Source organism: Bacillus sp. ABP14, from assembly GCF_001831375.1.
GTDB classification, from domain to species: Bacteria; Bacillota; Bacilli; order Bacillales; family Bacillaceae_G; genus Bacillus_A; species Bacillus_A paranthracis.
On the sequence record NZ_CP017016.1, the window covers coordinates 4038463 to 4063058 of the forward strand.

Annotated in this window: 25 protein-coding genes and 1 pseudogene; 7 read left to right on the forward strand and 19 right to left on the reverse strand. The window is 36.3% G+C overall.

Annotated elements, in window-relative coordinates; genetic code table 11:
- The first annotated feature begins 11 nt into the window (after positions 1–11).
- Both BGI23_RS21020 and BGI23_RS21025 read left to right on the forward strand, forming a co-directional pair.
- Complete coding sequence (locus BGI23_RS21020) at positions 12–350, forward strand: hypothetical protein (protein ID WP_000871279.1); 339 nt, start codon at positions 12–14, stop codon at positions 348–350.
- A gap of 70 nt (positions 351–420) precedes the next feature.
- A complete protein-coding gene (locus BGI23_RS21025) occupies positions 421–543 on the forward strand; it encodes a DUF4023 domain-containing protein (RefSeq protein WP_000071861.1) in 123 nt (40 codons plus the stop codon).
- A gap of 43 nt (positions 544–586) precedes the next feature.
- On the opposite strand, the pseudogene BGI23_RS21030 reads toward BGI23_RS21025, so the two are convergent.
- Positions 587–1829 (reverse strand): annotated as a pseudogene (locus BGI23_RS21030) (TolB family protein).
- Positions 1830–2058: 229 nt separating this feature from the next.
- On the opposite strand from BGI23_RS21030, the gene BGI23_RS21035 reads away from it, so the two are divergent.
- The 3 genes from BGI23_RS21035 (at position 2059) to BGI23_RS21045 (ending at position 7046) form a co-directional block, all read left to right on the forward strand.
- On the forward strand, positions 2059–4806 hold the full coding sequence (locus tag BGI23_RS21035; protein ID WP_070806855.1) for a S8 family serine peptidase: 2748 nt from the start codon (positions 2059–2061) through the stop codon (positions 4804–4806).
- Positions 4807–4996: 190 nt separating this feature from the next.
- A complete protein-coding gene (locus tag BGI23_RS21040) occupies positions 4997–6751 on the forward strand; it encodes an aromatic amino acid hydroxylase (protein ID WP_070806856.1) in 1755 nt (584 codons plus the stop codon).
- Entirely contained in the window at positions 6732–7046 is a 315-nt protein-coding gene (locus tag BGI23_RS21045) for a 4a-hydroxytetrahydrobiopterin dehydratase (protein WP_044793763.1), read from the forward strand. The genes BGI23_RS21040 and BGI23_RS21045 overlap by 20 nt, the downstream gene beginning before the upstream one ends.
- Before the next feature lie 16 nt (positions 7047–7062).
- Here the strand turns inward: BGI23_RS21045 and BGI23_RS21050 are convergent, their stop codons facing one another.
- Both BGI23_RS21050 and BGI23_RS21055 read right to left on the reverse strand, forming a co-directional pair.
- Positions 7063–7920: a VOC family protein gene (locus BGI23_RS21050; RefSeq protein ID WP_070806857.1), complete on the reverse strand. Its 858-nt coding sequence runs from the start codon at positions 7918–7920 to the stop codon at positions 7063–7065.
- Between the two features lie 21 nt (positions 7921–7941).
- A complete protein-coding gene (locus tag BGI23_RS21055; RefSeq protein WP_001071557.1) occupies positions 7942–8346 on the reverse strand; it encodes a DoxX family protein in 405 nt (134 codons plus the stop codon).
- A gap of 156 nt (positions 8347–8502) precedes the next feature.
- On the opposite strand from BGI23_RS21055, the gene BGI23_RS21060 reads away from it, so the two are divergent.
- Positions 8503–9048 carry a helix-turn-helix domain-containing protein gene (locus tag BGI23_RS21060; RefSeq protein ID WP_001020702.1) on the forward strand — a complete coding sequence of 182 codons (546 nt, stop codon included), beginning with the start codon at positions 8503–8505 and terminating at the stop codon, positions 9046–9048.
- A 29-nt stretch (positions 9049–9077) separates the two neighbouring features.
- Here BGI23_RS21060 and BGI23_RS21065 read toward each other — a convergent pair whose 3' ends face one another.
- The 13 genes from BGI23_RS21065 to BGI23_RS21125 form a co-directional block, all read right to left on the reverse strand.
- Positions 9078–9455: a hotdog family protein gene (locus tag BGI23_RS21065; RefSeq protein ID WP_000025009.1), complete on the reverse strand. Its 378-nt coding sequence runs from the start codon at positions 9453–9455 to the stop codon at positions 9078–9080.
- 111 nt (positions 9456–9566) lie between these two features.
- A complete protein-coding gene (locus tag BGI23_RS21070; protein ID WP_000276116.1) occupies positions 9567–10025 on the reverse strand; it encodes a GNAT family N-acetyltransferase in 459 nt (152 codons plus the stop codon).
- A 56-nt stretch (positions 10026–10081) separates the two neighbouring features.
- Positions 10082–10645 (reverse strand): GNAT family N-acetyltransferase, encoded by a 564-nt coding sequence (locus tag BGI23_RS21075; protein ID WP_138321077.1) that lies wholly within the window; start codon positions 10643–10645, stop codon positions 10082–10084.
- A gap of 249 nt (positions 10646–10894) precedes the next feature.
- A complete protein-coding gene (locus tag BGI23_RS21080) occupies positions 10895–11293 on the reverse strand; it encodes an ankyrin repeat domain-containing protein (protein ID WP_044793760.1) in 399 nt (132 codons plus the stop codon).
- Entirely contained in the window at positions 11260–12078 is an 819-nt protein-coding gene (locus BGI23_RS21085) for an ABC transporter ATP-binding protein (protein WP_070806858.1), read from the reverse strand. The genes BGI23_RS21080 and BGI23_RS21085 overlap by 34 nt, the downstream gene beginning before the upstream one ends.
- Positions 12065–13093: a FecCD family ABC transporter permease gene (locus BGI23_RS21090; protein ID WP_000445955.1), complete on the reverse strand. Its 1029-nt coding sequence runs from the start codon at positions 13091–13093 to the stop codon at positions 12065–12067. Before BGI23_RS21090 ends, BGI23_RS21085 begins: the two co-directional genes overlap by 14 nt.
- Positions 13094–13098: 5 nt before the next feature.
- On the reverse strand, positions 13099–14046 hold the full coding sequence (locus BGI23_RS21095) for a helical backbone metal receptor (protein ID WP_070806859.1): 948 nt from the start codon (positions 14044–14046) through the stop codon (positions 13099–13101).
- Positions 14047–14205: 159 nt separating this feature from the next.
- Entirely contained in the window at positions 14206–14433 is a 228-nt protein-coding gene (locus tag BGI23_RS21100; protein WP_000661449.1) for a YrhC family protein, read from the reverse strand.
- A gap of 126 nt (positions 14434–14559) precedes the next feature.
- Complete coding sequence (gene adhE, locus BGI23_RS21105) at positions 14560–17163, reverse strand: bifunctional acetaldehyde-CoA/alcohol dehydrogenase (RefSeq protein WP_070806860.1); 2604 nt, start codon at positions 17161–17163, stop codon at positions 14560–14562.
- A gap of 258 nt (positions 17164–17421) precedes the next feature.
- Positions 17422–18555, reverse strand: coding sequence for a bifunctional cystathionine gamma-lyase/homocysteine desulfhydrase (locus BGI23_RS21110; RefSeq protein WP_070806861.1), 1134 nt, complete (start codon positions 18553–18555; stop codon positions 17422–17424).
- Between the two features lie 3 nt (positions 18556–18558).
- Positions 18559–19482 (reverse strand): O-acetylserine dependent cystathionine beta-synthase, encoded by a 924-nt coding sequence (locus tag BGI23_RS21115; RefSeq protein ID WP_070806862.1) that lies wholly within the window; start codon positions 19480–19482, stop codon positions 18559–18561.
- 82 nt (positions 19483–19564) lie between these two features.
- A complete protein-coding gene (gene mtnN, locus BGI23_RS21120; protein ID WP_001217039.1) occupies positions 19565–20260 on the reverse strand; it encodes a 5'-methylthioadenosine/S-adenosylhomocysteine nucleosidase in 696 nt (231 codons plus the stop codon).
- Positions 20261–20274: 14 nt separating this feature from the next.
- Positions 20275–20913 carry a class I SAM-dependent methyltransferase gene (locus BGI23_RS21125; protein ID WP_000536319.1) on the reverse strand — a complete coding sequence of 213 codons (639 nt, stop codon included), beginning with the start codon at positions 20911–20913 and terminating at the stop codon, positions 20275–20277.
- A 136-nt stretch (positions 20914–21049) separates the two neighbouring features.
- On the opposite strand from BGI23_RS21125, the gene BGI23_RS21130 reads away from it, so the two are divergent.
- Positions 21050–21265 carry a YrzA family protein gene (locus BGI23_RS21130; protein ID WP_000010984.1) on the forward strand — a complete coding sequence of 72 codons (216 nt, stop codon included), beginning with the start codon at positions 21050–21052 and terminating at the stop codon, positions 21263–21265.
- Positions 21266–21300: 35 nt separating this feature from the next.
- Here BGI23_RS21130 and BGI23_RS21135 read toward each other — a convergent pair whose 3' ends face one another.
- The 3 genes from BGI23_RS21135 to BGI23_RS21145 all read right to left on the reverse strand — a co-directional run bounded on the left by BGI23_RS21135 (position 21301) and on the right by BGI23_RS21145 (position 24590).
- Positions 21301–21951, reverse strand: coding sequence for a YrrS family protein (locus BGI23_RS21135; protein WP_000897107.1), 651 nt, complete (start codon positions 21949–21951; stop codon positions 21301–21303).
- A 116-nt stretch (positions 21952–22067) separates the two neighbouring features.
- Positions 22068–23822: a peptidoglycan D,D-transpeptidase FtsI family protein gene (locus BGI23_RS21140; protein ID WP_070806863.1), complete on the reverse strand. Its 1755-nt coding sequence runs from the start codon at positions 23820–23822 to the stop codon at positions 22068–22070.
- Between the two features lie 87 nt (positions 23823–23909).
- Positions 23910–24590 (reverse strand): hypothetical protein, encoded by a 681-nt coding sequence (locus BGI23_RS21145; protein ID WP_000680874.1) that lies wholly within the window; start codon positions 24588–24590, stop codon positions 23910–23912.
- Positions 24591–24596 lie beyond the last annotated feature (6 nt).

The following is a 24596-nucleotide window of genomic DNA, read 5'->3' on the forward strand; positions in this document are numbered from 1 at the left end:
GAATCATACATATGAAATGGATAACCATCTTAATTGGCATGATTATATGGGGATATATAAACGGATTTTTTAGCAGCGATAAAACTGCTAATCCTTGGATTACAGATGATGAACGGGAAACAAAAATTAAACAGAAAGCAATTATTGCAAGCTGGTCCGGTGTTTTTATGTTTTGTACCATTAACCTCTTAAACAAATGGTTAGGTGTAGAAACAAACAATACATCACCTTACTTACCATCTTCTATCGCAACTATTTTAAAAGAAAATGTAGAGTTACAAATTTTATTTATGCTATTTATTACGTATGGCATATTTTACATATACTACCGAAGAAAACTAAGCGCTTAACTTTTTATCTCATGATTGTCCTCCTAAATGGTTATAGTAATTAGGACGAAATGAAAGGAGCGATAGAAAAATGAGTAACTCGAATGATTTTTTAGATACGCTGCATGAAAAACAAGCAAAAGATGAACAAAATAGAAAACGTCAGGGAAACGGAAACCCAGCGAAAAAAAAGCCAAATAAAACGCATAAATAACCAATAAAAAAATGTGCCTAAAATTATCTTTTAGGCACATTTTTTATTCTTCTTTTACCGAGATGACATTTCCCCAATTCCATTTCTCATAATACCACTCTGGTACATCTATATTTTCAATCCACTTCACTTCATGCTTTCCATCTCTATGAGCAAGCCATACATCTGCTTTCTTACGGTCTGAACGTATCCATATTAATTGATTGCTCTTCTTCATAAAGATTGGATGATAATCACCCTGCTTATGAGGTGGCTTTGTGATTCGATGCTGTACATTGCTTGTACTATCAACCTCATATAAAGATGGTAGTGGCCTTTTTTCTGGCAATGTTTCAAATCCTCCCTCTTTTGCTCGAGAGACGATAATTATGTTATCGTTCTTCCATGTAAAATCCCAATCAACATATCCTTGCGGCGTAAATGTGTTCTGCTGAAGTGCTGGCAGTTCTTTTACTTTTAAATGTTTATTCTCTAACGCAACTCTCCCACTTCCTTCAATATAGGCCAATATATTGTTGGCTGGCGCCCATTTGAACCATTGTGTGTTTAATAACATTTGATCTACCTTTTCAAAACGACTACCATCTGCACGAACTAAACAAAGCGTATTGCTATCAGCTGACCATGAAGCTGTCGGTACTGCTAAAAATGAAATCCACTTTTGATCTGGTGACCACTTAAAGCCACTTGCAACTAGCGCTAGGAAATCATCATGTTCATTTGGCAATGCATACAAATGCTTCATTTTATGAGGGTTCATATGGGCATCTTTTTGCACTTCATATAGCTGTGCTCCTGTCCATCCAGTTGGAAGTAAGTGTGCTTCAGAAGATACAAGAAACTTCTTTCCATTCGGGTACCATGCATAATCACCTACACCAGCCGATACATTTTCAAAATCTGCATTCTTTTTTTCTACCTCGAAGGTATGTAATGTACCTGTAAATATAAATGCAATTATATTTTCTGTTGGTGACCATTGATAATTTGATACTTCTGAGTGAAACGGCGTAACTTTCTTTCCATCTTTTAGCCGATATAACTCAAGATTACTTTGTTTGTTTCTTTCCTTTTACATATGCCAGCCACTCTCCATCATGAGACCACTTTGGCCCTGTTATATACTCTCCTTTTGTAAGTTGTTTTTCTTTTCCATCAACTTTAATCCAGAGGTCATGATGACGAATAAAAGCAATTTTAAATTCATTATTTTCTGCGCTACTATTAATGGTTGAACATAAAAATACGACTAACATTGTACCAACGCTTACTATGAACCGTTTCATAACACCCCTCCATTTCCCTCATAGCATTCCTCAATCTCCACCTACAATATGTAAAAGATACCTATTCGACATAATCAGAAAAAATTCCCCAAGAAATTTCAAATTCATAGAGGATTGGTATGAATTATGTCGAAAATATAGTTTAGCTAACATCCGATTATGTAATTCGAGATCAATTTGTAAGATGTTTTTTCGGAATATTAGCACTTTTTATTAGGGGGGAGTTTCAATGAAAAAAACTACATCTACACTATTAAGTATGGCGCTCGTATTTTCCAGTTTTGGAGCTTTAAGCGCACATGCTGAATCGCTGCAAAAGGAGAAACAATTTAGTCCACAGTTAAAAGCGAACATTGAACAATGGGGAGAAAACAAAATTGCGCAAAATGTTGAAACAAAAACATCAAAAGAAATTTCTGTCATTGTAGAATTGCAACATGCTCCACTCGCTTCACAAAGTAACATTCAGCATGCTCCAGATTTACAAAATAATCTTGCACAGTCTTATCATACCGAGCTTAAAAAAGCACAAGAAGATACGACTAAGAAAATAAAAGAAAAAGCACCTGGTGCAAAAATTAAAGAAGTGTATAATACGTTATTTTCTGGATTCTCTATTTCAGTTCCTGGAGATCAAATTACCGCTCTTGCTTCTTTACCCGAAGTAAAAGCAGTCTACCCGAACTTAACATATAAATTACATGAAACATCAAAAAGCACTACTAATGAAGAGGCACCAAATATCGGCGGACCGACAATTGGTGCAACTGAAGCATGGAATTTAAAAGACCCATCTGGCAAACCGCTTGATGGAAAAGGTATGAAAGTAGCGATTATCGATTCTGGCGTAGACTATACACATCCTGACTTACAAGCAAATTATATTGGCGGCTACGATACAGTTGATGAAGATGATGATCCGATGGATGGAAATGTTCACGGTACCCATGTTGCAGGGATTATTGCTGGTAACGGAAAGATAAAAGGGATTGCTCCGAACGCTTCTATACTCGCTTACCGTGTTATGAATGATGGCGGAACTGGTACGACCGATGATATTATTCAAGGTATTGAGCGCGCTATTCAAGATGGTGCAGATGTTTTAAATCTATCTCTCGGTCAAGATTTGAATGTCCCTGATCAACCTGTAACAATGACGTTAGAACGTGCAGCAAAACTTGGTGTTACTACAGTCGTTTCAAATGGAAATGATGGACCAAAACCTTGGTCTGTTGATGCTCCTGGTAACGCAAGTAGCGTCATCTCTGTTGGTGCATCTACTGTTTCTATTCCATTCCCAACATTCCAAGTAGCTGGTTCTAATAAATCTTACCAAGGCTTACCATTATCAAAAGCAGATTTCCAAGTAGGAAACGATGCCCAACTTGTCTATGTTGGCTACGGTAATTCAAGCGATTACGCGAAACAAGATGTGAAAGGAAAGTTTGCCCTTGTTTTACAAGGAACTTCAAGCACATTAGTAAAAGCAGAACAAGCGAAACAAGCTGGCGCTATCGGCGTTCTACTAATTTCTAATGAAAAAGAAATTGATCTTATGCCAGAATATTTCGAACGTGCAGATATAGCTCTTCCAGTTATGCAACTATCAAATACAAATGGCGAAGAGTTGAAAAATGTAATTACAAAACGAAAGAAAAATATAAAAATTGGACAACCGAACCAAACCGAACTGATTGGTAACTTCAGCTCAAGAGGACCATCACAAGGAAGTTGGCTTATAAAGCCTGATGTTATTGCACCTGGAGTAAAGATTACAAGCACAGTACCACGAGGTGGCTATGAATCTCACAACGGAACAAGTATGGCTGCGCCACAAGTAGCAGGAGCCGTTGCCTTACTGCGCCAGATGCATCCTGATTGGACGACAGAACAATTGAAATCTGCTCTTGCCAACACTGCAAAAACATTAAAGGACGTCAATGAAAATACATATCCTGTCATGGCACAAGGATCTGGTTTAATTAACATTCCAAAAGCAGCTCAAACGGACGCGTTAGTGAAACCGAACAACGTAAGTTTCGGTCTTGTTAAACCAAATAGCGGCAAAGTGAAACTAACACAAAATATTACGTTACAAAATCTTTCTAACAAAAAGAAAAACTTTTCAACTCGTATTGAATTACTAGATACAAAAACAAAAATCCAGACTTCTTTCCCTTCTTCAATTAGTTTAAAAGCAAATAGTAACATCGAAAAACCTTTTACGATCACTGTAGATAGCTCCTTACCACAAGGCGTATATACAGGAAATCTGTATGTAAAAGACCAAGGAACAAAAGAAGAAATGCGTATTCCATTTACATTTAGCATCGATCCGAAAGAATACAAGCGTATTGATGGTCTTGAAATCGTTAATTCTACTTTCAGCCCAAATAATGACAAAATATTAGATGACAACTTAATCAATTACTATTTAGTTACACCAGTTGAAGACATAGCCTTTCATGCTAATTTAATTACGAAAGACCGCGTGACATATCAAGGCACGGTATATCAAGGTAAAAACGAAACACCTGGTTATAAATCTTTCAAATGGAATGGTACAAAAACTGATGGATCCCCGTTACCTGATGGCTTGTACCAAATCGAAGCTGTTGCTTCTAACTCTGGCGGAGAAACAAAGCAAACAGGAGCGGTGTTTATTGACCGAACAGCACCTAAGTTAACACACGAAATTGATCAAGAAAATCTTGTTATTAGAGGAAACGTTGATGATATTCTGCTAGATTGGATGAGTGAATCTGGCTGGATTGCACCTGGTATTCCAGTGAAAATGCAATATGAAATTAACGGAAATGGCGTATGGGAAAGTGCCTTCCTAAACACTTGGGAGAAAAACTATGAAATTTATTTCGATCGTAATCAATTACAACAAGGAAAAAACACAATTCATATTGTAGCAACAGATGCAGCTGGAAATACAACTAATTTAAATGTTGATTTAGAAGTAAAATAAGGTCATACGAAGATTCTTTCGCCCCTATCCAATGTTCCGATAGGGGCTTTTTCTATTTCTCACATAAACATTTGTTAAACAATTCCGAATGTTGTGATAGAATTTTTATAAGCGCTTTCAATTTAAAGAGAGGTGATACAAGCTATACAGAATCGATATACAGTTTTATAGAAAAAAGGAGGATGTCTAAATGACAAAGAAAACAGAAATTCCATCGCATTTAAAACCATTCGTATCCACACAGCATTATGATCAATACACACCGGTGAATCACGCTGTGTGGCGTTACATTATGAGACAAAATCATAGTTTCTTAAAAGACGTTGCTCATCCAGCCTATGTGAACGGATTACAATCATCTGGTATTAATATAGATGCAATTCCAAAGGTAGAAGAAATGAATGAGTGTTTAGCACCAAGCGGCTGGGGTGCTGTAACGATTGACGGGCTTATTCCTGGCGTAGCCTTCTTCGATTTTCAAGGACACGGATTATTACCAATCGCAACAGATATTCGCAAGGTAGAGAATATCGAGTATACACCAGCTCCAGATATTGTACACGAAGCAGCAGGACACGCACCTATTTTACTTGATCCTACATATGCAAAATATGTGAAACGATTTGGACAAATTGGTGCAAAAGCTTTCTCAACAAAAGAAGAACATGATGCATTCGAAGCTGTTCGTACATTAACAATTGTAAAAGAAAGCCCTACTTCTACTCCTGATGAAGTTACAGCTGCTGAGAATAATGTACTTGAAAAACAAAAGTTAGTTTCTGGCTTATCAGAAGCGGAACAAATTTCACGTCTTTTCTGGTGGACAGTAGAATATGGATTAATTGGAAATATAGATGCTCCAAAAATATATGGTGCTGGTCTCCTTTCTTCTGTTGGCGAAAGCAAATATTGCTTAACAGACGCTGTAGAAAAGGTTCCATTCTCTATAGAGGCATGTACAAGTACAACTTATGACGTAACAAAAATGCAACCACAACTATTTGTTTGTGAATCATTTGAAGAATTAACAGAAGCACTTGAGAAATTCTCTGAAACGATGGCCTTTAAAACAGGTGGTAAAGAAGGATTAGAAAAAGCAATTCGCTCTGAAAATCATGCAACTGCTGAATTAAATAGCGGCTTACAAATTACAGGTACATTTACCGAGACAATTGAAAACGATGCAGGTGAATTGATTTATATGCGAACGAGCTCGCCAACAGCATTAGCAATTCACAATAAACAGCTAGCGAATCATTCTACGTCTGTACACAGTGACGGGTTTGGAACACCAATTGGATTACTCACTGAAAATATTGCATTAGAAAATTGTACAGATGAACAATTACAATCATTAGGAATTACAATTGGAAATGTTGCTGAGTTTACTTTTGCAAGTGGTATTCATGTAAAAGGAACAGTAACAGATATTGTAAAAAACGATAAAAAAATTGCGCTTATTTCCTTTATCAATTGCACAGTTACTTATAACGACCGCGTTTTATTTGATGCTTCATGGGGCTCATTTGATATGGCTGTTGGTTCAACAATTACTTCGGTATTCCCAGGTGCCGCAGATGCTGCAGCATTTTTCCCAATGGATGAAGAAATCCAAGAAATACCTGCTCCACTTGTACTGAATGAACTTGAACATATGTATCAAACCGTTCGTGACATTCGAAATGAAGGTATTTTACACGACGCGCATATCGAGCAATTAATAGCAATTCAAGAAGTATTAAATAAATTGTATCCGAAAGAATGGTTACTTCTCCTTGAAATATTAGAATTGCTTTTAGAGCATAACAAAGGGCATGAAACATCAGCAGCATTATTACAACAACTTTCTACTTTCACAACGGATGAAGCTGTAACACGTCTTATTAACAATGGTCTTACGCTACTTCCAGTAAAGGATGTGAAAAATGATGCTACGATTAACTGAAAAAGAAGTTCAAGAGGAATTATTGAAGTTAGATAAATGGGTAGTAAAAGATGAAAAATGGATTGAAAGAAAATATATGTTTTCCGACTACTTAAAAGGAGTCGAATTTGTCTCTGAAGCCGCCAAACTATCAGAAGAACATAATCACCACCCATTTATCCTTATCCAGTATAAAGCAGTCATTATTACTTTGTCATCTTGGAATGCAAAAGGTTTAACGAAACTCGATTTTGAGCTTGCGAAGCAATTTGATGAACTATTTGTCCAAAATGAAAAAGCCATTATAAGAAAGTAAAAAGGAGAAGCCTTTATTAGGCTTCTCCTTTTATTTTGAAATGGATACAATGTCCAAATGGATCCTCTACTTGTAATATTCCATCTTTGTACGTAGCAATCTTGCCAATATTTTTTAAGCTTTCACATACTTGCTCTTTTTGTTTTTCATTTGCTAATACAATTGTGAAATATTTCAAGCCAACGGAATTTGGCATTTGCGGTAGTATTCCTTCACCTTGCCACGTATTTAAACCGATATGGTGATGGTAGCCACCTGCCGATACAAAGAGCGCCCCATTACGAGCTGGGATCGTTACTTCAAAACCAAGACCATCCACATAGAAACGTTTCGCTTCTTCCAAATCAGCTACATGGAAATGAATATGTCCCATCACAGTACCAACTGGAAACCCACTCCATGTACTTCCTTGTTGCAATAATTCTTCACCAGCTAACGGGTTACTAACAAATGGTAGCTCTCCATTCTCATCACGCCAAACTTCTTTTTGACGATCATGATAAATTTCAATCCCGTTTCCATCTGGATCAGCTAAATAAAGGGCCTCACTAAAGTAATGGTCAGCTCCGCCGTGCAGTGGATAAACCATTTCTACAAGATGACGAAGGATATTCGCTAAATCCTGTCTGCTCGGTAATAAAATTGCGTAATGATATAAACCCGTTCTCCCTCTTTGCTTTGGTAAGGCTTCCTTCTTTTCTTCAATGATCAGGAGTGGTTCGTTATTTTCATTCCCAAATGTAACGACCATTTCATCTTCTTTTAGTACTTTCATACTTAGTACTTCTGTATAAAACTCTAGTGATTTCTTTATATTTGATACATATAAATGAACAACATCAAGTGTTGTATCGGGATGAAGTTGAAAACTCATCTTGTTAGCCTCCCATGTAAATTAGTTCTTCTTTGACATTTTCTCTTTTAAGAAATTATCTACAAAACCATCCGCTTTCGCAACAAATAAGTACGCACCCATTGCTAACAATGCAAGCTCTAATTCGAAGCCAGGATTTTTTCCATCTCCTAATAAACCAGCTGACCATTTTACTTTTACAATTGCTCCAACCATAACTAGTGCAAATAATAATCCAATATATCTTACACCTAAACCTAGAATTAATAATAGACCGCCAACTAATTCAACTGTTGCTACACCGTATGCAAGTCCTCCTGGTAAACCAATGCTTGTGAACCATCCTGCAATATTGTCAATCCCCGATTGGAATTTTGTTAAACCGTGCATAAAGAATGTTACCCCTAACACGATACGAATAATTAAGTTACCAATATGTTGATTCATTTCTTTCTCTCCTTTATAGTTTTCTTATACAAAACTTTTATTTACATTACAAAACATACACTAATTTTTTTTATTCGTCAATTCATTTTCACTGGGAAAATATATATTTTTTTTGCTATGATACAAATAGTTGTTTATAAAAAGGAGCTTGATTTTATGAATATTGGTTCTGCAATACGTGAAATTCGTCAGCGTAGAGGCATAACAATCGCGCAAATTTGTGAGGGAACAGGTCTTTCTAAAGGGTTTATGAGTCAGGTTGAAAATAATAAAACATCACCATCTATCTCAACTTTAGAAACGATCTCCAATTTTTTAAACGTTCCTCTTCCCTATTTATTGTTAGAACAAAAAGATCGATTGAAAGTTGTCAAAAAGGTAGAGCGTAAATATAGTGTATACGGAAAAGATGAACAAAGAATCGAACATGTTGCAGAGCAAGGTGGCCTTCGCCTAAATCTCGTAGAAATTCCTGCTGGGTTTCCGAAAGAAAACACACCAAATGCCCATGAAGGAGAAGAATGTCACCTTGTATTACGCGGAAAACTAGAAGTTCAACATGGAGAAGATGTTGCAATTGTAGAAGAAGGAGATTCTTTCTCCTGGAATGCATGTGTTCCTCATATCGTTCGTAATATAGGAGAAGAAACTGCATTATTACTCATCTCTAGTCATGCAGAAAATCGAAAACGTGTTTATTAAAAAAAGAAGCCTGTAAATCAGGCTTCTTTTTATCCTCTTATAACTCCATAGCTTGTCCCAACTAGTACAGTCTTTTCATGTTGATTGCGATAAACTGACTCGATTGAAACCTTTTTGTATCCTTCCATCTGCTCAATATTTGTTAAAGTTAATTCACAAGTGATCGTATCTCCCGTAAAAACTGGTCTAATAAACTCACTCACTAATTCTCTTGCTATGTAATGTAATTCTTCTCCTACTTTCGTTCCAATACTAGCAGTCAATAAACCATGAACCATTAAACGTCCATTTTCATCATATTCCATATGATGCCTACCTTTATCCCCTGTAATATTTGCAAATTCAAAAACCTCTTCCTCAGTAAATCTTCTTTCATATTTAAATACATCCCCAACTTTTATACTCATTTTTATCCCCCTAATAATAAACAGAATTTTCTTTCATTTTATCATAAAATGAATCTTAGTTCAGTTTATATTATTAAAATAGTAAGCCTTTTTCTGTTCTACTTTTTCTCCTTATCGGTGCCCCTCTTTTTTGGCTATTTGATATCCATAGTACGCACATGTTCCATTTCTCGATAACTCTCTCACCTCAAAACCACAACTTCTATAAAAATCAAAATTACTCGCAGAAGTATGCGCAAACCAGTCACCATGTGGCAATTTTTGCAAACAAAGAGCAACAAGTTTCTTACCTAATCCCTTCCCTCTATATTCACATTTCACAACTAAATTTACTATGTTGGCGACCATGATTCCATCAGAAATGACTCTAACCATCGCAATCATCTCTTCCTCATCCCAAATTGTGAATGCCCATGTTGAATTTTCAAATGCTATCGTGAATTTTTCAATTTGCCAAGAAGGGATATTATCATTGCTCCAACCGGCATCTTCGAATAAAGTTTTAATTGCATATGCAGGTACACCATTCGTTCCCTCACGAATAATAAGTCCATTATGATAAATGTACATGTAATCCCCCCTTTATTTTTATATACCATTCTTCAAAAGATGCAATTAACCTTTTTTCATCCAATGCGTCTAATGGAATAAACGAGAACATCCATCCCATGAAATGAAGTTGTTTTCTCATAACTAAGCCCCGTTTTTCTAGCAACAAAGATTGAGGCGGGGTGATCCGGATTAATAAGAGAGATTAATTTATTCATTCGTAACGCTTGGAAGCCATAATCTCGAAATGCTGCCGCTGCTTCTTTCGCATACCCTTTTCCCCAATACTGAGGTAATAACCAATAACCAATTTCAATTTCCTCTTTTCCATCTATTTGCTGCTTTACTAATCCTGCATGACCAATTCGTATTCCCGTTCCCTTTTCAATCAATACAAATAAACCGAGACCGTTTTTATAGCTAGGAATCACCCACTCCTCCAAACTTTTTTTACACTGCATATATGTTTTTAACGTCCCATTTCCAATATAGCGCATTACCTTCTCATTTCCCCATAGTGAAGCGTAGAACTGTAAATCATCCATTGTATATTTGCGAATTTGTAAACGATCTGTATGAAACATTTCTGCACTCCTTCCCACGAATTTGTACTTAATTACACGCTCACGTCTTGTATCCATACTAAATGTTACTATCTATTATAAATGAACTAACATTAAAATACAGAATATTCATTCTCAAAAGAATTTAAAAAAGGCAGTAGACAAATATTGTCTACTGCATCCATATCATAACTAGCATAAAGAAAACTACAATTGAGGGGGGTGTAGGATTTTCAAATACACTAGATACTTATCCCGTTCTAACGGGCGGTAAACTTTCCAATTATATAAAAGTGAAAAGTTTACCGCACATAAGAACTTTGGCGGTCAGTAAGAAAGCACCGTTAAGTAGTCAAATACACGCTGTGCTTTTTCTCCACCCATTCGTGCATGTTGAAGAAGAGAAATACCATGTGGACCATATGCACGTAATGCTTCTGGTTGTGCTACTAAAATAGCTTGTACAACTTCTAATTCCCCCAGCATAGCGGCCGCGAAAATATCCATTCGAGCACCCTTTTCTAATAAGTAAAGAGCAATATCTTTACGCCCTACATGTGCCGCTGCTCCTAACGCACTTTCCCAATCTGATCCACCCCAATTGTAAGAGGCATGAAGTAAACTTGGCGATTCAGCCAACAGTTCTTGTACTTTTTCTAAATCTCCGTGAGCTGCCATAACAAATTCCCTTACTAACTCAGTGGTAACACATTCTTCTGTTCGCATCTTGCTCCTCCTTTTTTAGAAATTCGTTTCGGTGTAAAAAATGGCTTATCGCTTCCTTGAAAAATATCTACATCTATGCCAAATACATGTTGAAACATTTCATGACATAACACTTCTTCTGGTATACCGTCATACTGAAGCTTCCCTCGCTTTAATACGAGTAAACGATCACTATATTGAGCCGCTTGGTTAATATCATGTAAAACCATTATAATTGTCATGCCAAATTCCTCGTTTAATCGTTTCACAAGTTCCATTACTTCCAACTGATGAACGATATCTAAAAAAGTTGTTGGCTCATCCAATAATAAGACATTCGTACGTTGTGCTAGCGTCATTGCAATCCAAGCACGTTGTCTTTCTCCTCCTGATAAAGATTGTAAAAGACGATATTCATACCCTTCAAGATTTGTAACAGACAATGCCCAATCAACAATTTCTTCATCTTCTTTATTTAAACGACCTCTCCATAACTTATGAGGGCCTCTTCCAAATTCGATTAATTCTTTCACTGTTAAATCTAATTGATGATCATGCATTTGTGGTAACATCGCTAATTGCTTCGCTACATCGGCACTTTTCATCGTATGAATACTTTTTCCATCTAAAACGATATCCCCTTCGCTTTGTTTAAGTAGTCTTGCTATTAAACGAAGCAAAGTAGATTTCCCCGATCCATTCGGTCCAATCAAACTAACGACTTCTCCAGCTTTAATATGTACATTCATATTTTGCATTTGAAATCTTTCAGAATGTGCATAAAACACTTTATTAACGGAAATCACGCTGTTTTCCCCCTCTATGAATTAAATATAAGAAGAACGGACCGCCTAAGAAGGATAATAAAATACCGACAGGCAATTCAATTGGATCAAACCAACTTCGAGCTATCGCATCCGCGAAAACAAGTAATATCCCTCCGCCAAGGCATGATAATGGCAGTAAATATTTATAGTCATTTCCAACCAATAAACGTAACATATGTGGTACGACAAGGCCGACAAATCCAATAAGACCAGAAACACTAACTGCTATTCCAGCTAATAATGTGCTTACTACTATTAAATAAAAACGACTTCTCTCCACGTTATGACCTAATAATTTCGCCATTTCATCTCCAAGCATTAATACTCGAATATGCTTGATACCGAAGAAGGCCAATATAATAGCGAATATTGCATAATAAATAATCATATGTAAATGTGCCCAACTTACACCGCCAATACCACCCGCTAACCACGGTAACACGGATTGTACTTTGTCACTATGTAATAACATTAATGCTGACGTCGCTGCACCTATTAATGCATTAATTGACACACCTACTAAGACAATTCTTGAAGGTGGTGCCCCTTTTTGCCATGATAAAGCATAAATGATCATCGCCGTTATGAAAGCTCCTAAAAACGCACCGAGTGGTAAAAACGCCATATGCTGAGGGAATAAAATCATAATTACAATTGCGACAAGGCCTGCTCCAGATGACACCCCGATAATACCAGGGTCTGCAAGAGGATTTCTCATCACCCCTTGCAGCATTGCGCCAGATGCAGCTAAACATGTTCCTACTATAAATCCAACGAGCACTCTTGGTATACGAAGGTCCCATACAATTCGATGAACTGTCGAACCTTCATCTTGTATCCCTGTTACAATATCTCGTAAAGAAAAGGATAGGCTTCCTGCGAAAAGACCGTAAAAAAGACATAAAACCGTTAATATAACTAAACTAACTGCTATGATCCATCTTTTTTTCGCAAAAGGATGTTCCTTTTCCCTTACTACTTCACTACTTTCCATACTTATCATTTCCTTACATCTTGTATACTTTTATACATAAAATCCATCGCTTCTGTAACTTTTGTTCCAGGATTTGATCCAAATAAGTCTGGTGGCAAAATAACTACGCGATTTTGTTTTACTGCATCTAAATTTTTCCACGCTTCATTTTTCATCATTTCGCCTTCAAATGCTTTTTTAACGCTATTTGGATCTCCATGTGTAATTAAATAAATCACATCAGGATTCGCCTCAATAATGCGTTCTACACTTAGCTGTGCATATTGCGGATATTCCTTCATTTCTGGAAAATCAGCTGCAATATTTTTCCCACCTGTTTTTTCTAAAATATCACCTGATAAAGAGGTTGGTAATGCTGCTAAATAAGTACCAGGTGCTCCATACACTAGCAATGCTTTCACATCACTCTTTTTCTCATATGTCTTCATTTGATTCGTAATTTTTTGGTTAAGTTCTTTCGCTTTATCTTCTTTCTTCATTATCGTTCCGTATAGTTCAATATTCTTTTGAATATCTTGTACAGAATTCGCAGAAGAAATCATTACTTTCGTTCCTTGCCCTTCAACCGTTGGAACATTCTTTTGGAACCCATTATTAGCAATAAGTACATCGGGCTTTAAGCTAGCAATTTGCTCAAAATTCGGCTGATGTGCATTCCCGATTACTTGTACTTTCTTTATATCCTCTGGAAGAGTTATTTTTGCATCCGGACGACCCACTATTTTTCCGCCTAAAGCATGAATAATATTCATGTCTCCCATACTTAATGTTGCAAAACTCTCTGGCACTTTATCGAATGTTACCTTTCTTCCTGACAGGTCGGTAACTTCTATTTTCTCTTTTCCTTTTTCTGTTTTTGTTGCTGCTGTTTTTTCGTCTCCTTTTGCACTGCAACCTATTAATAAGAAAAAAACAGATAAAATCGCTGTAAATAGCGTAATAGATTTTTTCATTCTTCCACCTCTAATTGATAATGATAATCATTAACTACTATTCTACTTTAATTGATAAGGATTATCATTGTCAATATGAAACGCATACATTTTCTAGAAAAAAAACAAAAAGCGTTACAAAAAAGATTCCCTCTTTTTGTAACGCACTATTTACCAATATTATTCACATTCGTTTCCCTCTAACTCGTCTCGCATCACTTTCACACGCTGAAAGAAAAAGAAAGATAAACTTAAAAATATAACGATGCTTCCCATCATAACAAAAAATTGTATCGTTTCTTTTGCTCCAGTCGGGATCAATAAGCCAACCATTAACAATGTACTTACAGCGAGAAGAATTTGTCCGAACCGAGTATAATCTTCTATCTTTTCTTGTAATTCCTTCATTATATTCTCACTCCTCCATTTCACTGTATCATATTCTATTAAACTGAAAGGCAAGTAAATACAGCCATTCGGGGAGATGTTTTCCAAAAGAAAAAGAGCCGCTTTATTGCGACTCTTTTATAACCATTACTCACCTTTATATGCTTTCATATAAATTTCTTTCAGCTCTGAAATGAGAGGTAATTTGGGATTAGCTGTTGTACATTGATCTTCAAAAGCTCTTTCTGCTAATAATCCAACAACCTCTTCAAATTGGTCTTTAGCAACTCCTTGTCCTGCAATACTCATATTTATATTTAAACTTTTTCCGAGCTCAATAATTGCTTTGACAAGTGATTCCACACCTTCTGCAGTCGAACTTGCTGGAAGCCCGAGCATTCTCGCAATATGTGCATAGCGTTCATCGGCTACAAAGTGCTCATATTTTGGGAACAATGCGTGTTTTCTTGGCTTAATAGCATTATAGCGAACTACGTGCGGCATAAGAATTGCATTCGCACGCCCATGTGGAATATGAAATTCTGGTCCAATTTTATGTGCTAAGCTGTGATTAATACCTAGAAAAGCATTTGCAAATGCCATTCCTGCGATTGCAGAAGCATTGTGCATTTTTTCTCGTGCTTCTTCATCATTTCCATCTTTAAATGCTCTTGGTAGATATTTAAATACGAGATCAATGGCCTTTAATGCTAATCCATCTGTATAGTCATTTGCTAAAACAGACACATACGCCTCGATTGCATGCGTTAATACGTCCATGCCAGTGTCTGCTGTTACATGTGGTGGTACTGTCATTACAAATTGTGGATCAACAATTGCTACATCTGGCGTTAATTCATAATCCGCGAGTGGATACTTTATATTATTTTTCTTATCTGTAATAACCGCAAATGGTGTCACTTCTGATCCTGTTCCAGATGTTGTTGGAATGGCAACAAACTGCGCCTTACTTCCTAATTCCGGATATTTACATGTACGTTTTCTTATATCTAAAAACTTCTGTTTAATTCCATAGAATGTTGTTTCTGGGTGCTCATAGAAAAGCCACATCCCTTTTGCTGCATCCATCGCTGAACCACCACCAAGTGCGATAATTACATCCGGCTGAAAACTTCTCATCATTTCCGCACCTTTAAACACAGTTTCATCTGATGGATCTGGCTCAACCTCAAAGAAAACTTCAACTTTCACATCATTTGCATGTTTACGTAAATAATGCGAGACCGTATCTACATATCCGTGCTCAACCATTCCTGGATCTGTTACAATAAATGCACGTGAAATGTTAGGCATATTTGCTAAATATGCTGTCGCATGTTTTTCAAAATAAATTTTTGGTGGTAATTTGAACCACTGCATATTCTTTTTTCTATTTGCCAACCTTTTTATATTTAATAAATGCGTCGCTGTTACGTTTTGAGAAACCGAGTTTTTCCCGTAGGAACCGCAACCAAGCGTAAGTGATGGAATAAATCCATTATATATGTCACCGATTCCACCTTGTGATGAAGGGGCATTTACAATAAGGCGGCAAGCTTTCATACGTAATCCAAATTGCTTTTGCACTTCTTTATTTACAGAATGGATAACTGCTGAATGTCCTAAACCACCGAGGTTTAACATTTCTTCACAATATGTAAATCCTTCTTCTAATGAATTTGCTTTTACACAAGCTAATACTGGACTTAACTTCTCACGAGATAGTGGATATGCAGCTCCGATGCCTTGTATTTCAGCTACAAGCATTTTTGTATTTTTAGGTACAGTAATTCCAACTAATTCGGCAATATACTGTGCGGATTTCCCTACAATATCACTATTTACTGCACATGTATTTTCATTAATAACAAGCTTTTCTAATTTACTTCCCTCTTCCTCGGTTACAAAATAACAATCATTTGCAATCATTTCTGTTTTCACATCATCATAAATTTCCTTGTCTACAATAATTGCTTGTTCTGATGCACAAATCATACCATTATCAAATGTTTTAGATAAAATCAAATCATTAACCGCTCGTTTTATATGCGCTGATTTCTCTATATAACATGGTACATTACCAGGACCTACACCTAGCGCTGGTTTTCCAGTAGAATAAGCTGATTTCACCATACCTGCTCCTCCAGTTGCCAAAACAAGCGCAACACCTTCATGGTTCATTAATTGTTTCGTTGCTTCGACAGAAGGTCTTTCAATCCACTGAATACAATGTTTTGGTGCCCCCGCCTTCACCGCTGCATCGTATACTGCTTTCGCGGCTGCAATAGAACAGTTTTGTGCTGAAGGATGAAATGCGAAAATAATTGGATTTCTCGTTTTTATCGCGATTAATGCTTTAAACATTGTTGTCGATGTTGGATTCGTTACTGGCGTTACCCCAGCTACTACACCGACGGGCTCCGCAATTTCTATTATTTCTTCATGAGGGTCTTCGTGAATAATTCCTACTGTTTTATCTTTCTTTATGCTATGCCAAATATATTCAGTAGCAAAAATATTTTTAATACATTTATCTTCGTATACACCACGACCTGTTTCTTCAACAGCCAACTTCGCAAGTGGCATATGTTGATCAACACCTGCTAATGCCATTTCATGAACAATGTTGTCAATTTGCTCTTGTGTAAAACTTTCTAATGCTTGTAAAGCCTTCCGACCGTTATTCACTAACGTATCAATCATTTCTTTTACTTCCTGCATTTCATTTACAACTTTCTCTTTGACTACCATGTAAATTCCTCCTATTCTGCTATCTTGGACTAAATAAGACCCTACAGGTCATAATCAGTCCCGATTAGCGCAAAAAAATAGAATTGCTTTCCTACATGAACCTCATTGTTTGTGAAATATTTCACAAGTTTGTTCGTGAGTAACACTTCATGAACTTAATATACATGAATTTATTTTATTTGTGTTTGTCTAATTTGTGAAATATTTCACAAATTAATATAGTAAAAATGCACTGCCTATACTAGCAGTGCATTTTTACTATGCTAACGCTTGTGCTAAATCTTCAATTAAATCTTCTCCGTCTTCAATACCGACAGAAATTCGAATTAATGTATCTGTAATTCCTAATTCTTTACGACGATCTGCTGGAATTGATGCATGCGTCATTTGAGAGGGGATAGAAATTAAACTTTCTACTGCTCCTAAACTTTCAGCCAGCGTAAAGTATTGTAATCTCTCAAGTACTTTATTTAATGTTTCTTCGCTATCTACATCAAATGAGATAATAGCACCAAATCCATTTGCCTGTTCTGTTGCCAGTTCATGGTTTTGATGTGACTCAAGGCCTGGGTAATATACTTTATTTACTTTTGGGTGGTTATTTAAAAACTCAGCAATTGCGCGTGAATTCGTTTCATGCTCTTCCATTCGAATTCCTAATGTTTTTAAACCACGAAGTAGTAAGAAACTATCTTGCGGGCCAAGAATGCCACCTGTTGAGTTTTGTACAAAGTGAAGGTCTTCTGCTAATTGCGGGCTATTTACAACTACTAAACCTGCAACTACGTCACTATGACCTCCTAAATATTTCGTTGCACTATGAAGTACAATGTCTGCTCCTAAAGAAATTGGCGACTGCCAATATGGCGTCATGAATGTGTTATCAATAATTGTTAATAAATCTTTCTCTTTAGCAAGAGTAGATATTTTTTTAATATCAGTAATTTTTAGTAACGGATTCGTTGGTGTTTCTACATAAATCGCTTTCGTATTTGGACGAATCGCTTTTTCAACTTCCTCTAAGTTTGTTGTATCTACAAATGTATGCTCAATACCGAAGCGGTTTAACACTTTCGTAATCACGCGGTACGTTCCGCCATACACATCATCTGTTAAAATAACGTGGTCACCTTTTGAGAACAACATAATTGTAGCTGTAATAGCCGCCATTCCTGAACCAAATGCGAAACCAGCATAGCCGTTTTCTAATACCGCAATCATTTCTTCTAAAGCTGCACGTGTTGGGTTTCCTGTACGTGAATATTCATATCCTTGATGCTTACCAACTGCTTCTTGTTTGTACGTACTCGTTTGATAAATCGGTACATTTACAGATCCAGTTGAAGGTTCTCCTATGCGAATACCATGAATTAACTTTGTCTTTGCTCTCATTTTTTATTCCCATCCTTTGTATATGTCTTTACTTAAATAGCGCTCACTACTATCAGGAAAAATCGTTACAATATTTGTACCTGGCGCCGCTTTCTCTGCTTCAAGTAAACTTGCATGAAATGCTGCTCCTGAAGAGCTCCCAACAAGAAGTCCTTCTTTTTGCGCTAATTCTTTCACTCGTAAAAATGCATTTCGATCAGAAATCGTATGAATTTCATCAAAATAAGATGTCTTCAAAAATGGCGGGATAAATTCCAGTCCAATTCCTTCGGTCTCATGTGAACCAGCCTTACCACCATTTAAAATAGATCCTTCTGGTTCCACAATAACCGTTTTTATATCTACATTTTTTTCTTTCAAGTAAGATGCAGTCCCCATAAACGTACCGCCAGTTCCTGCTCCAGCAACAAATATGTTAATCTCTCCATTCAATGCGTCCCACAGTTCAGGTCCTAATGTTTTAAAATATGCACGAGGATTTGCCTCATTTGCGAACTGACTTGGAGAGTATGAATTCGGTATCTCATTTACTAACTCTTTTGCTTTTGCAATTGCACCGGTCATTCCTTGCTCAGTCGGCGTATGCACGACCGTTGCGCCTAGTGCTTTCATTAATTCTTGTTTTTCAATGCTAAATTTCTCTGGTACACAAACGATAACGTGTAAATCATATTGTAACGCTGCGAGTGCCAGTCCAATACCAGTATTTCCAGCTGTCGGTTCAATAATTGTTCCGCCCTCTGTAACAAGCCCTTTTTCTAGCGCATCTTCGATTAATTCTCTTCCTAATCGGTCCTTAACGCTTCCGCCTGGGTTATAAAATTCAAGCTTTGCAAATAAACGGACCCCTTCTGGAAGTGAAAAACGAGTAATTTCCACAATTGGTGTATGACCAATTAACTCATGAACTCCACGATATACATTCATCGTGTTCTCCCCCTTATTTGCCAATAAAGAAAAGGCAACTGTATGTATTTTCTTTATATGAGACAGTTGCCTTTTTGTTACATTACTTTAACTCTTCTAGTACTTTTACGATAAAGTTTGTAGAATGAAGAGCTGCTTGATCTAAAAATTGATCAAATGAAACATTTGATTCTTTACCAGCAATATCAGAAAGTGCACGAATGATAACAAACGGAACTTCATATTGGTGGCATACTTGTGCAACAGCTGCTGCTTCCATTTCTACTGCATAAAGGTTTTCAAATTTATCACGAATTGCTGCAACTCGGTTCGGATCACTCATAAATGAATCACCTGTTGCAATCATACCTTTTACAACTTGAATATTTTCTTCTGCCTGCATACATTTTTCAGCTAATGCAACTAATGCTTCATCAGCTTTAAATCCAGGCGGCATCCCTGGTACTTGCCCATACTCATAGTTAAATGCTGTTACATCTACGTCATGGTGACGAACTTCTGTTGAAATAACGACATCCCCAACATTTAGAGAATGATGGAAGCCACCAGCTGAACCAGTATTAATGACTTTTTCAGGCTTATATCTTTCTAATAAAATTGTCGTTGACATCGCTGCGTTTACTTTACCAATACCAGACTTTAACAAGATTACTTCATGTCCTGCTAATTGCCCTTTCGTAAATTCACAACCCGCAACCGTTTCTGTTTCTGCTTGTTCTAATTTATCACGTAAAATACGTACTTCTTCTTCCATTGCTCCAATTACAGCAATTCTCAATCTAATCCCTCTTTCTATTGCTTAGTTGCCTCCATTACCCACACGAAATGATTTAATCTCGTAAACGTTACATGGAAGCCATTGTTTTCAAAAATAGTCTGCATAACTGGAATACGTGTATAGTATTCCGTTTGCAAATCGTTTGCTAACTGATGAAAACCTCTTTGTTTTGCTGCTTCAACAGTTTTATCATATGCATCTTGATCTGCAAATATCGTATCAGCAAACACTATTTTACCACCTTTGTTTAGCAATTGACTATACTTCGCAATCGCTACATTTTTTTCATCATCTGTTAAATGATGAAATGCATAGGTGCTTACTATGGTATCAATGGAATTCGGGACTTCAAACGAAAGAAAATCACCTTCTGTAATGGAAAACTCTTTTGGCAATTTCTCTTTTGCAATCATGCGCATTTCACGTGACGGTTCTATACCGTAAACTGTGCGGCCAGCAAGTAATAATTTATTTGTTAAATTACCTGTACCGACACCAAATTCTAATACGTTACCAAATGACTTGTTAACTACATCCTCTAGAATGTCCTCATAATGGGCGAAAACTTCTTTATATTGTATATCTTCGCCTTGTACAAATGAGTCGTACGTATGAGCCCACTCATCAAATAAACCATTAAATTCTGTACCCATAAAAATTCCCCTTTTTCTTATCGGTTTTATCAGTATGATATTCCCTCTTTCTAAAAATGTCAATTGAAATGTACATGGTATTTCCTTCTTTTCTTTGTTACACTATAGTTGATTACATAGGAGAGGGGCCGTCTTCATGTCATTTACCTTTGAAATGTTAGAAGATAAAGTAGAATTTTTTGAAGCGGGAGACTTAGCTTCTTTAGAACGTAAAATCAGTGAACAAATCGATAATAATAAAGCACTTATGCTTGAAGTTCATCACATCTCGCATCAAATGGTTATGGATCCTGAAAGTAAAAGACCATATTATAGCGCGGTTGTTCATTTTAAATTAAAGAAATTACGCTAACTAAAAAAGAGAAGCTCCTTAGGAGCTTCTCTTTTTTAGTTTAGAGTTTGAACAAGTACTGGTTTCCAGCCTTCATTGTCTACCCAATCAATATTTACATAATATCTTTTACCTGTTTGTTTATCTTGTACGTTACCGTAAGCTTTATTCTTACCGTTATTTCCGATTCGATGAATAATTAATTGCTCTACTGGAACGTCAATTGCAGCTGAAATCGCTTGATTCATCTCATTCCAATCTGCTGTACCTTTTTTAAACGTCATCGCAGGTGTTGCACCTTGCTCTGTGCCTACTGGCTTCCAAGAAGGTTTCGTATAAGCGTCAGTTGCCTTTGGCTGTGTTTTTTCAGCTGGTACTTTCTCGTTAGCTTTCGCTTCTTCTTCAGCTTTTTTCTGTTCTTCTTCAGCCTTTAGCTTCTCTTCTTCTTCTTTCTTCTTAGCCTCTGTTTTCTCTTGTTCATTCTTCTTCGTCTCTTCTTTGCCTTTAGCTTTCTCAGACTTATTCTCTTTCGTTGTTTGCTGAGCTACCTTTTTATCGCTAGAAGACGCTTGCTCTTTCGTGTCAGGAACAAACAATTGATATGCTACAATAGCTACTGCTACTAGTACAATAGCGATTGCAATATTTAAAACACCGTTTTGACGACGTTTTTGTTGTTTCTGTTGGAATCTAGATCCTCCTGCCATTCTTCAAACCTCCATGCAGTTTTTCATACTTGCTATTGTAACATTAAATCTAGAAAGGTTGAACATTTACAATAATATTTTCATGAAATGAAAACATTTTACTATGAATTGCAAGATTACTTTTCATTCTCTAATCGATAGATTGATTCTACAATAGATTTGAAAATAGGTGTAACTTTATTTACATCGCTATTCGTTTCTATATCCACGACAACTAAAGCATACCTTGGATTTTCATATGGAAAATAACCTGCAAACCATCGATTCTCTTTCGTTCCTTTTCCTGTTTGTGCTGTCCCAGATTTTCCAGCGATACTTAGTGGTAACGACTTGAATGCTGATCCTGTGCCTTTTTCCGTTGTTACAACGCTCCTTAATAACTTTTGTAATGTTTTCACTGTTTCATATGAAAGCTGTTTTCCACCTAATGTATGGTCTTCAAATGTATAAAAATCCGTTCCATTTTTATACATTATTTTTTCAACAGCTTTCACTTCCATCTTTTCTCCCCCTCTAGCAATCGTCGCCATCATATTTGCAATCGCTAGAGGTGACATACGTACATCTTTCTGTCCAATTGCTGTTTGCGCTACCGCTTTTTTACTATTCTTATTTCCTTCACTCCCCCAAATCGTAACACTTTTCTCCTCTGGCATTTGCTCAAAATGAGTTGTGTGAAATACAGAACCTCTCCATCCAACCTTCTCAGCGCCTCCTAAAGCCTCTACATAAGTTTCTAACACCATCTTATCCTTTTGTATTAGCTCATTTCCTAACTCTGAAAATGTCCTGTTACAGCTTCTAGCAAAGCTCTCTTTAAAACTAAGTGTCCCCATCCTAACTTGTGGGTGATCTTCACCATATAAATCTTTATTACAATTAAATACGCGATTAAAAACATTTTCATTCTGATCAATCGCTGCCGCCGCAATTATTGTTTTAAAAACAGAACCGGGAAAGTGTGGTGTTAACATTTGATTTTCAAGTGTAGTTTTATATAAACTCTCATCTTTCACCTGTACAGCTGGTTTGCTAACCATTGCTAAAATTTCATTTTTCTTTACATCAAGTAGCACTACTCCTCCCTTCTTAATTTCACTTGCTTCAACTACTTCTTCTGCTTTTTTCTGTAACTCGTTATGTAAAGTAGTTTGAATCGTCACTGGATAAAACGGATTTCCAGGCGATGTATATTTCGCTTGTTTTCCAAAAATCGGTTCTCCTTGCCGATCCACTTGATACAATACTTTTGCCTCTCCATCGGTCAAAAGAAATTCATCAAATGATTGCTGCAATCCTGAAATGCCAATCGGTGTTTGTTTTGAAATTTTTCTAACTTCTCCGTATCGTTTTTGAAATTCTCGCTCATTCTCACCCACATCACCAATTAAATGATTCATCATGCTAGTTTGTCGCAAACGAACTTCAGCTGCTACAATGCCTAATACATTTAATTGATTCACCTTCTCCATCTGCTCTCGTTCCAAGCGAAGTGGTTCATTTCCTCTTTGCAGGATAAATGCACTTTTCTTATGTTTCATTTGACTTTCAATCTCTTGTCTCGACATACCAATGATATGCGCAATTTTCTCCAACATGTTATTTTTTAATTGTAGAAATGGAAAAACAATTAAAACAGGATACTTTTTCTCACCTATCTCCTTACCATTACGATCTATAAAATGGCCGCGTCCATCATCTACCGTAATGGATTGCGTCCGTTGTGTAACACTTTTTTCAATTAAGTTAATCTTACGATCCGTAAATGATTCCGTATCGATAATTTGTATTTGAATTAAACGACAAAGTAATATAAACATGACACATATAAAACAAATTAAAACAATTGTAATTCTCCGTTTTATTTTCATAAAAAACACCTCGTCTATTGTAGTTTAGACGAGGTACTATTTTATTTATACAAGCTCCGAAATAAAAATAGATATTATATAAGGCTATTATTGTTTCTTTGGTTTTTCTAAAAATTTCATAAGAAGCGATCTAAATTCAGTTTCATTCACTCCAGTGTTTTTAGCAACTTCAATTACAGTAGTTGTTACATTAGCAGCTACTTTTAAATATTCCTTACTGAAATTATCCATTTCATTTCTTTTTTCTTTTGCATTCTCAACTGTTACAGAATCAATACAAGTAATCATCTTATCTACAATATGTAAATAATTATTTTGTGCATCTATTATTTTTTGAATATCATCTTTATTACTTACTTTTGATTGTTTTAAATACGTATACGCTTGATTCACTTCATCTTTTAAAATCTTATCATTATTCTTCGCCTGTTCTTGTAACATATTCTTCATATCATCTATTGTTTTTTGATCCATAGAATCTCGCAATAAATAATCTGGATTCCCAATCGCATAATCGTACTTAATCGTTACATCTTGAAATATTTTCATCACAATAGCTAATTGATACGCTACATCAAAATCATTAAATTCCTTTTTACCTTGCGGAGTTTCTAAGGTTTTTGAACCCTCAGTTGCTTTAATATCCTTTTTTTCTTCTTGCTTGACCTTTTCTCCCTTTGATGATGTAGTTTCCTCATTCGTTCCGCATGCAGCAAGTCCTAATATGGATATACTACAAACTAATCCCGTAAAGATTTTATGTTTCATAATTAG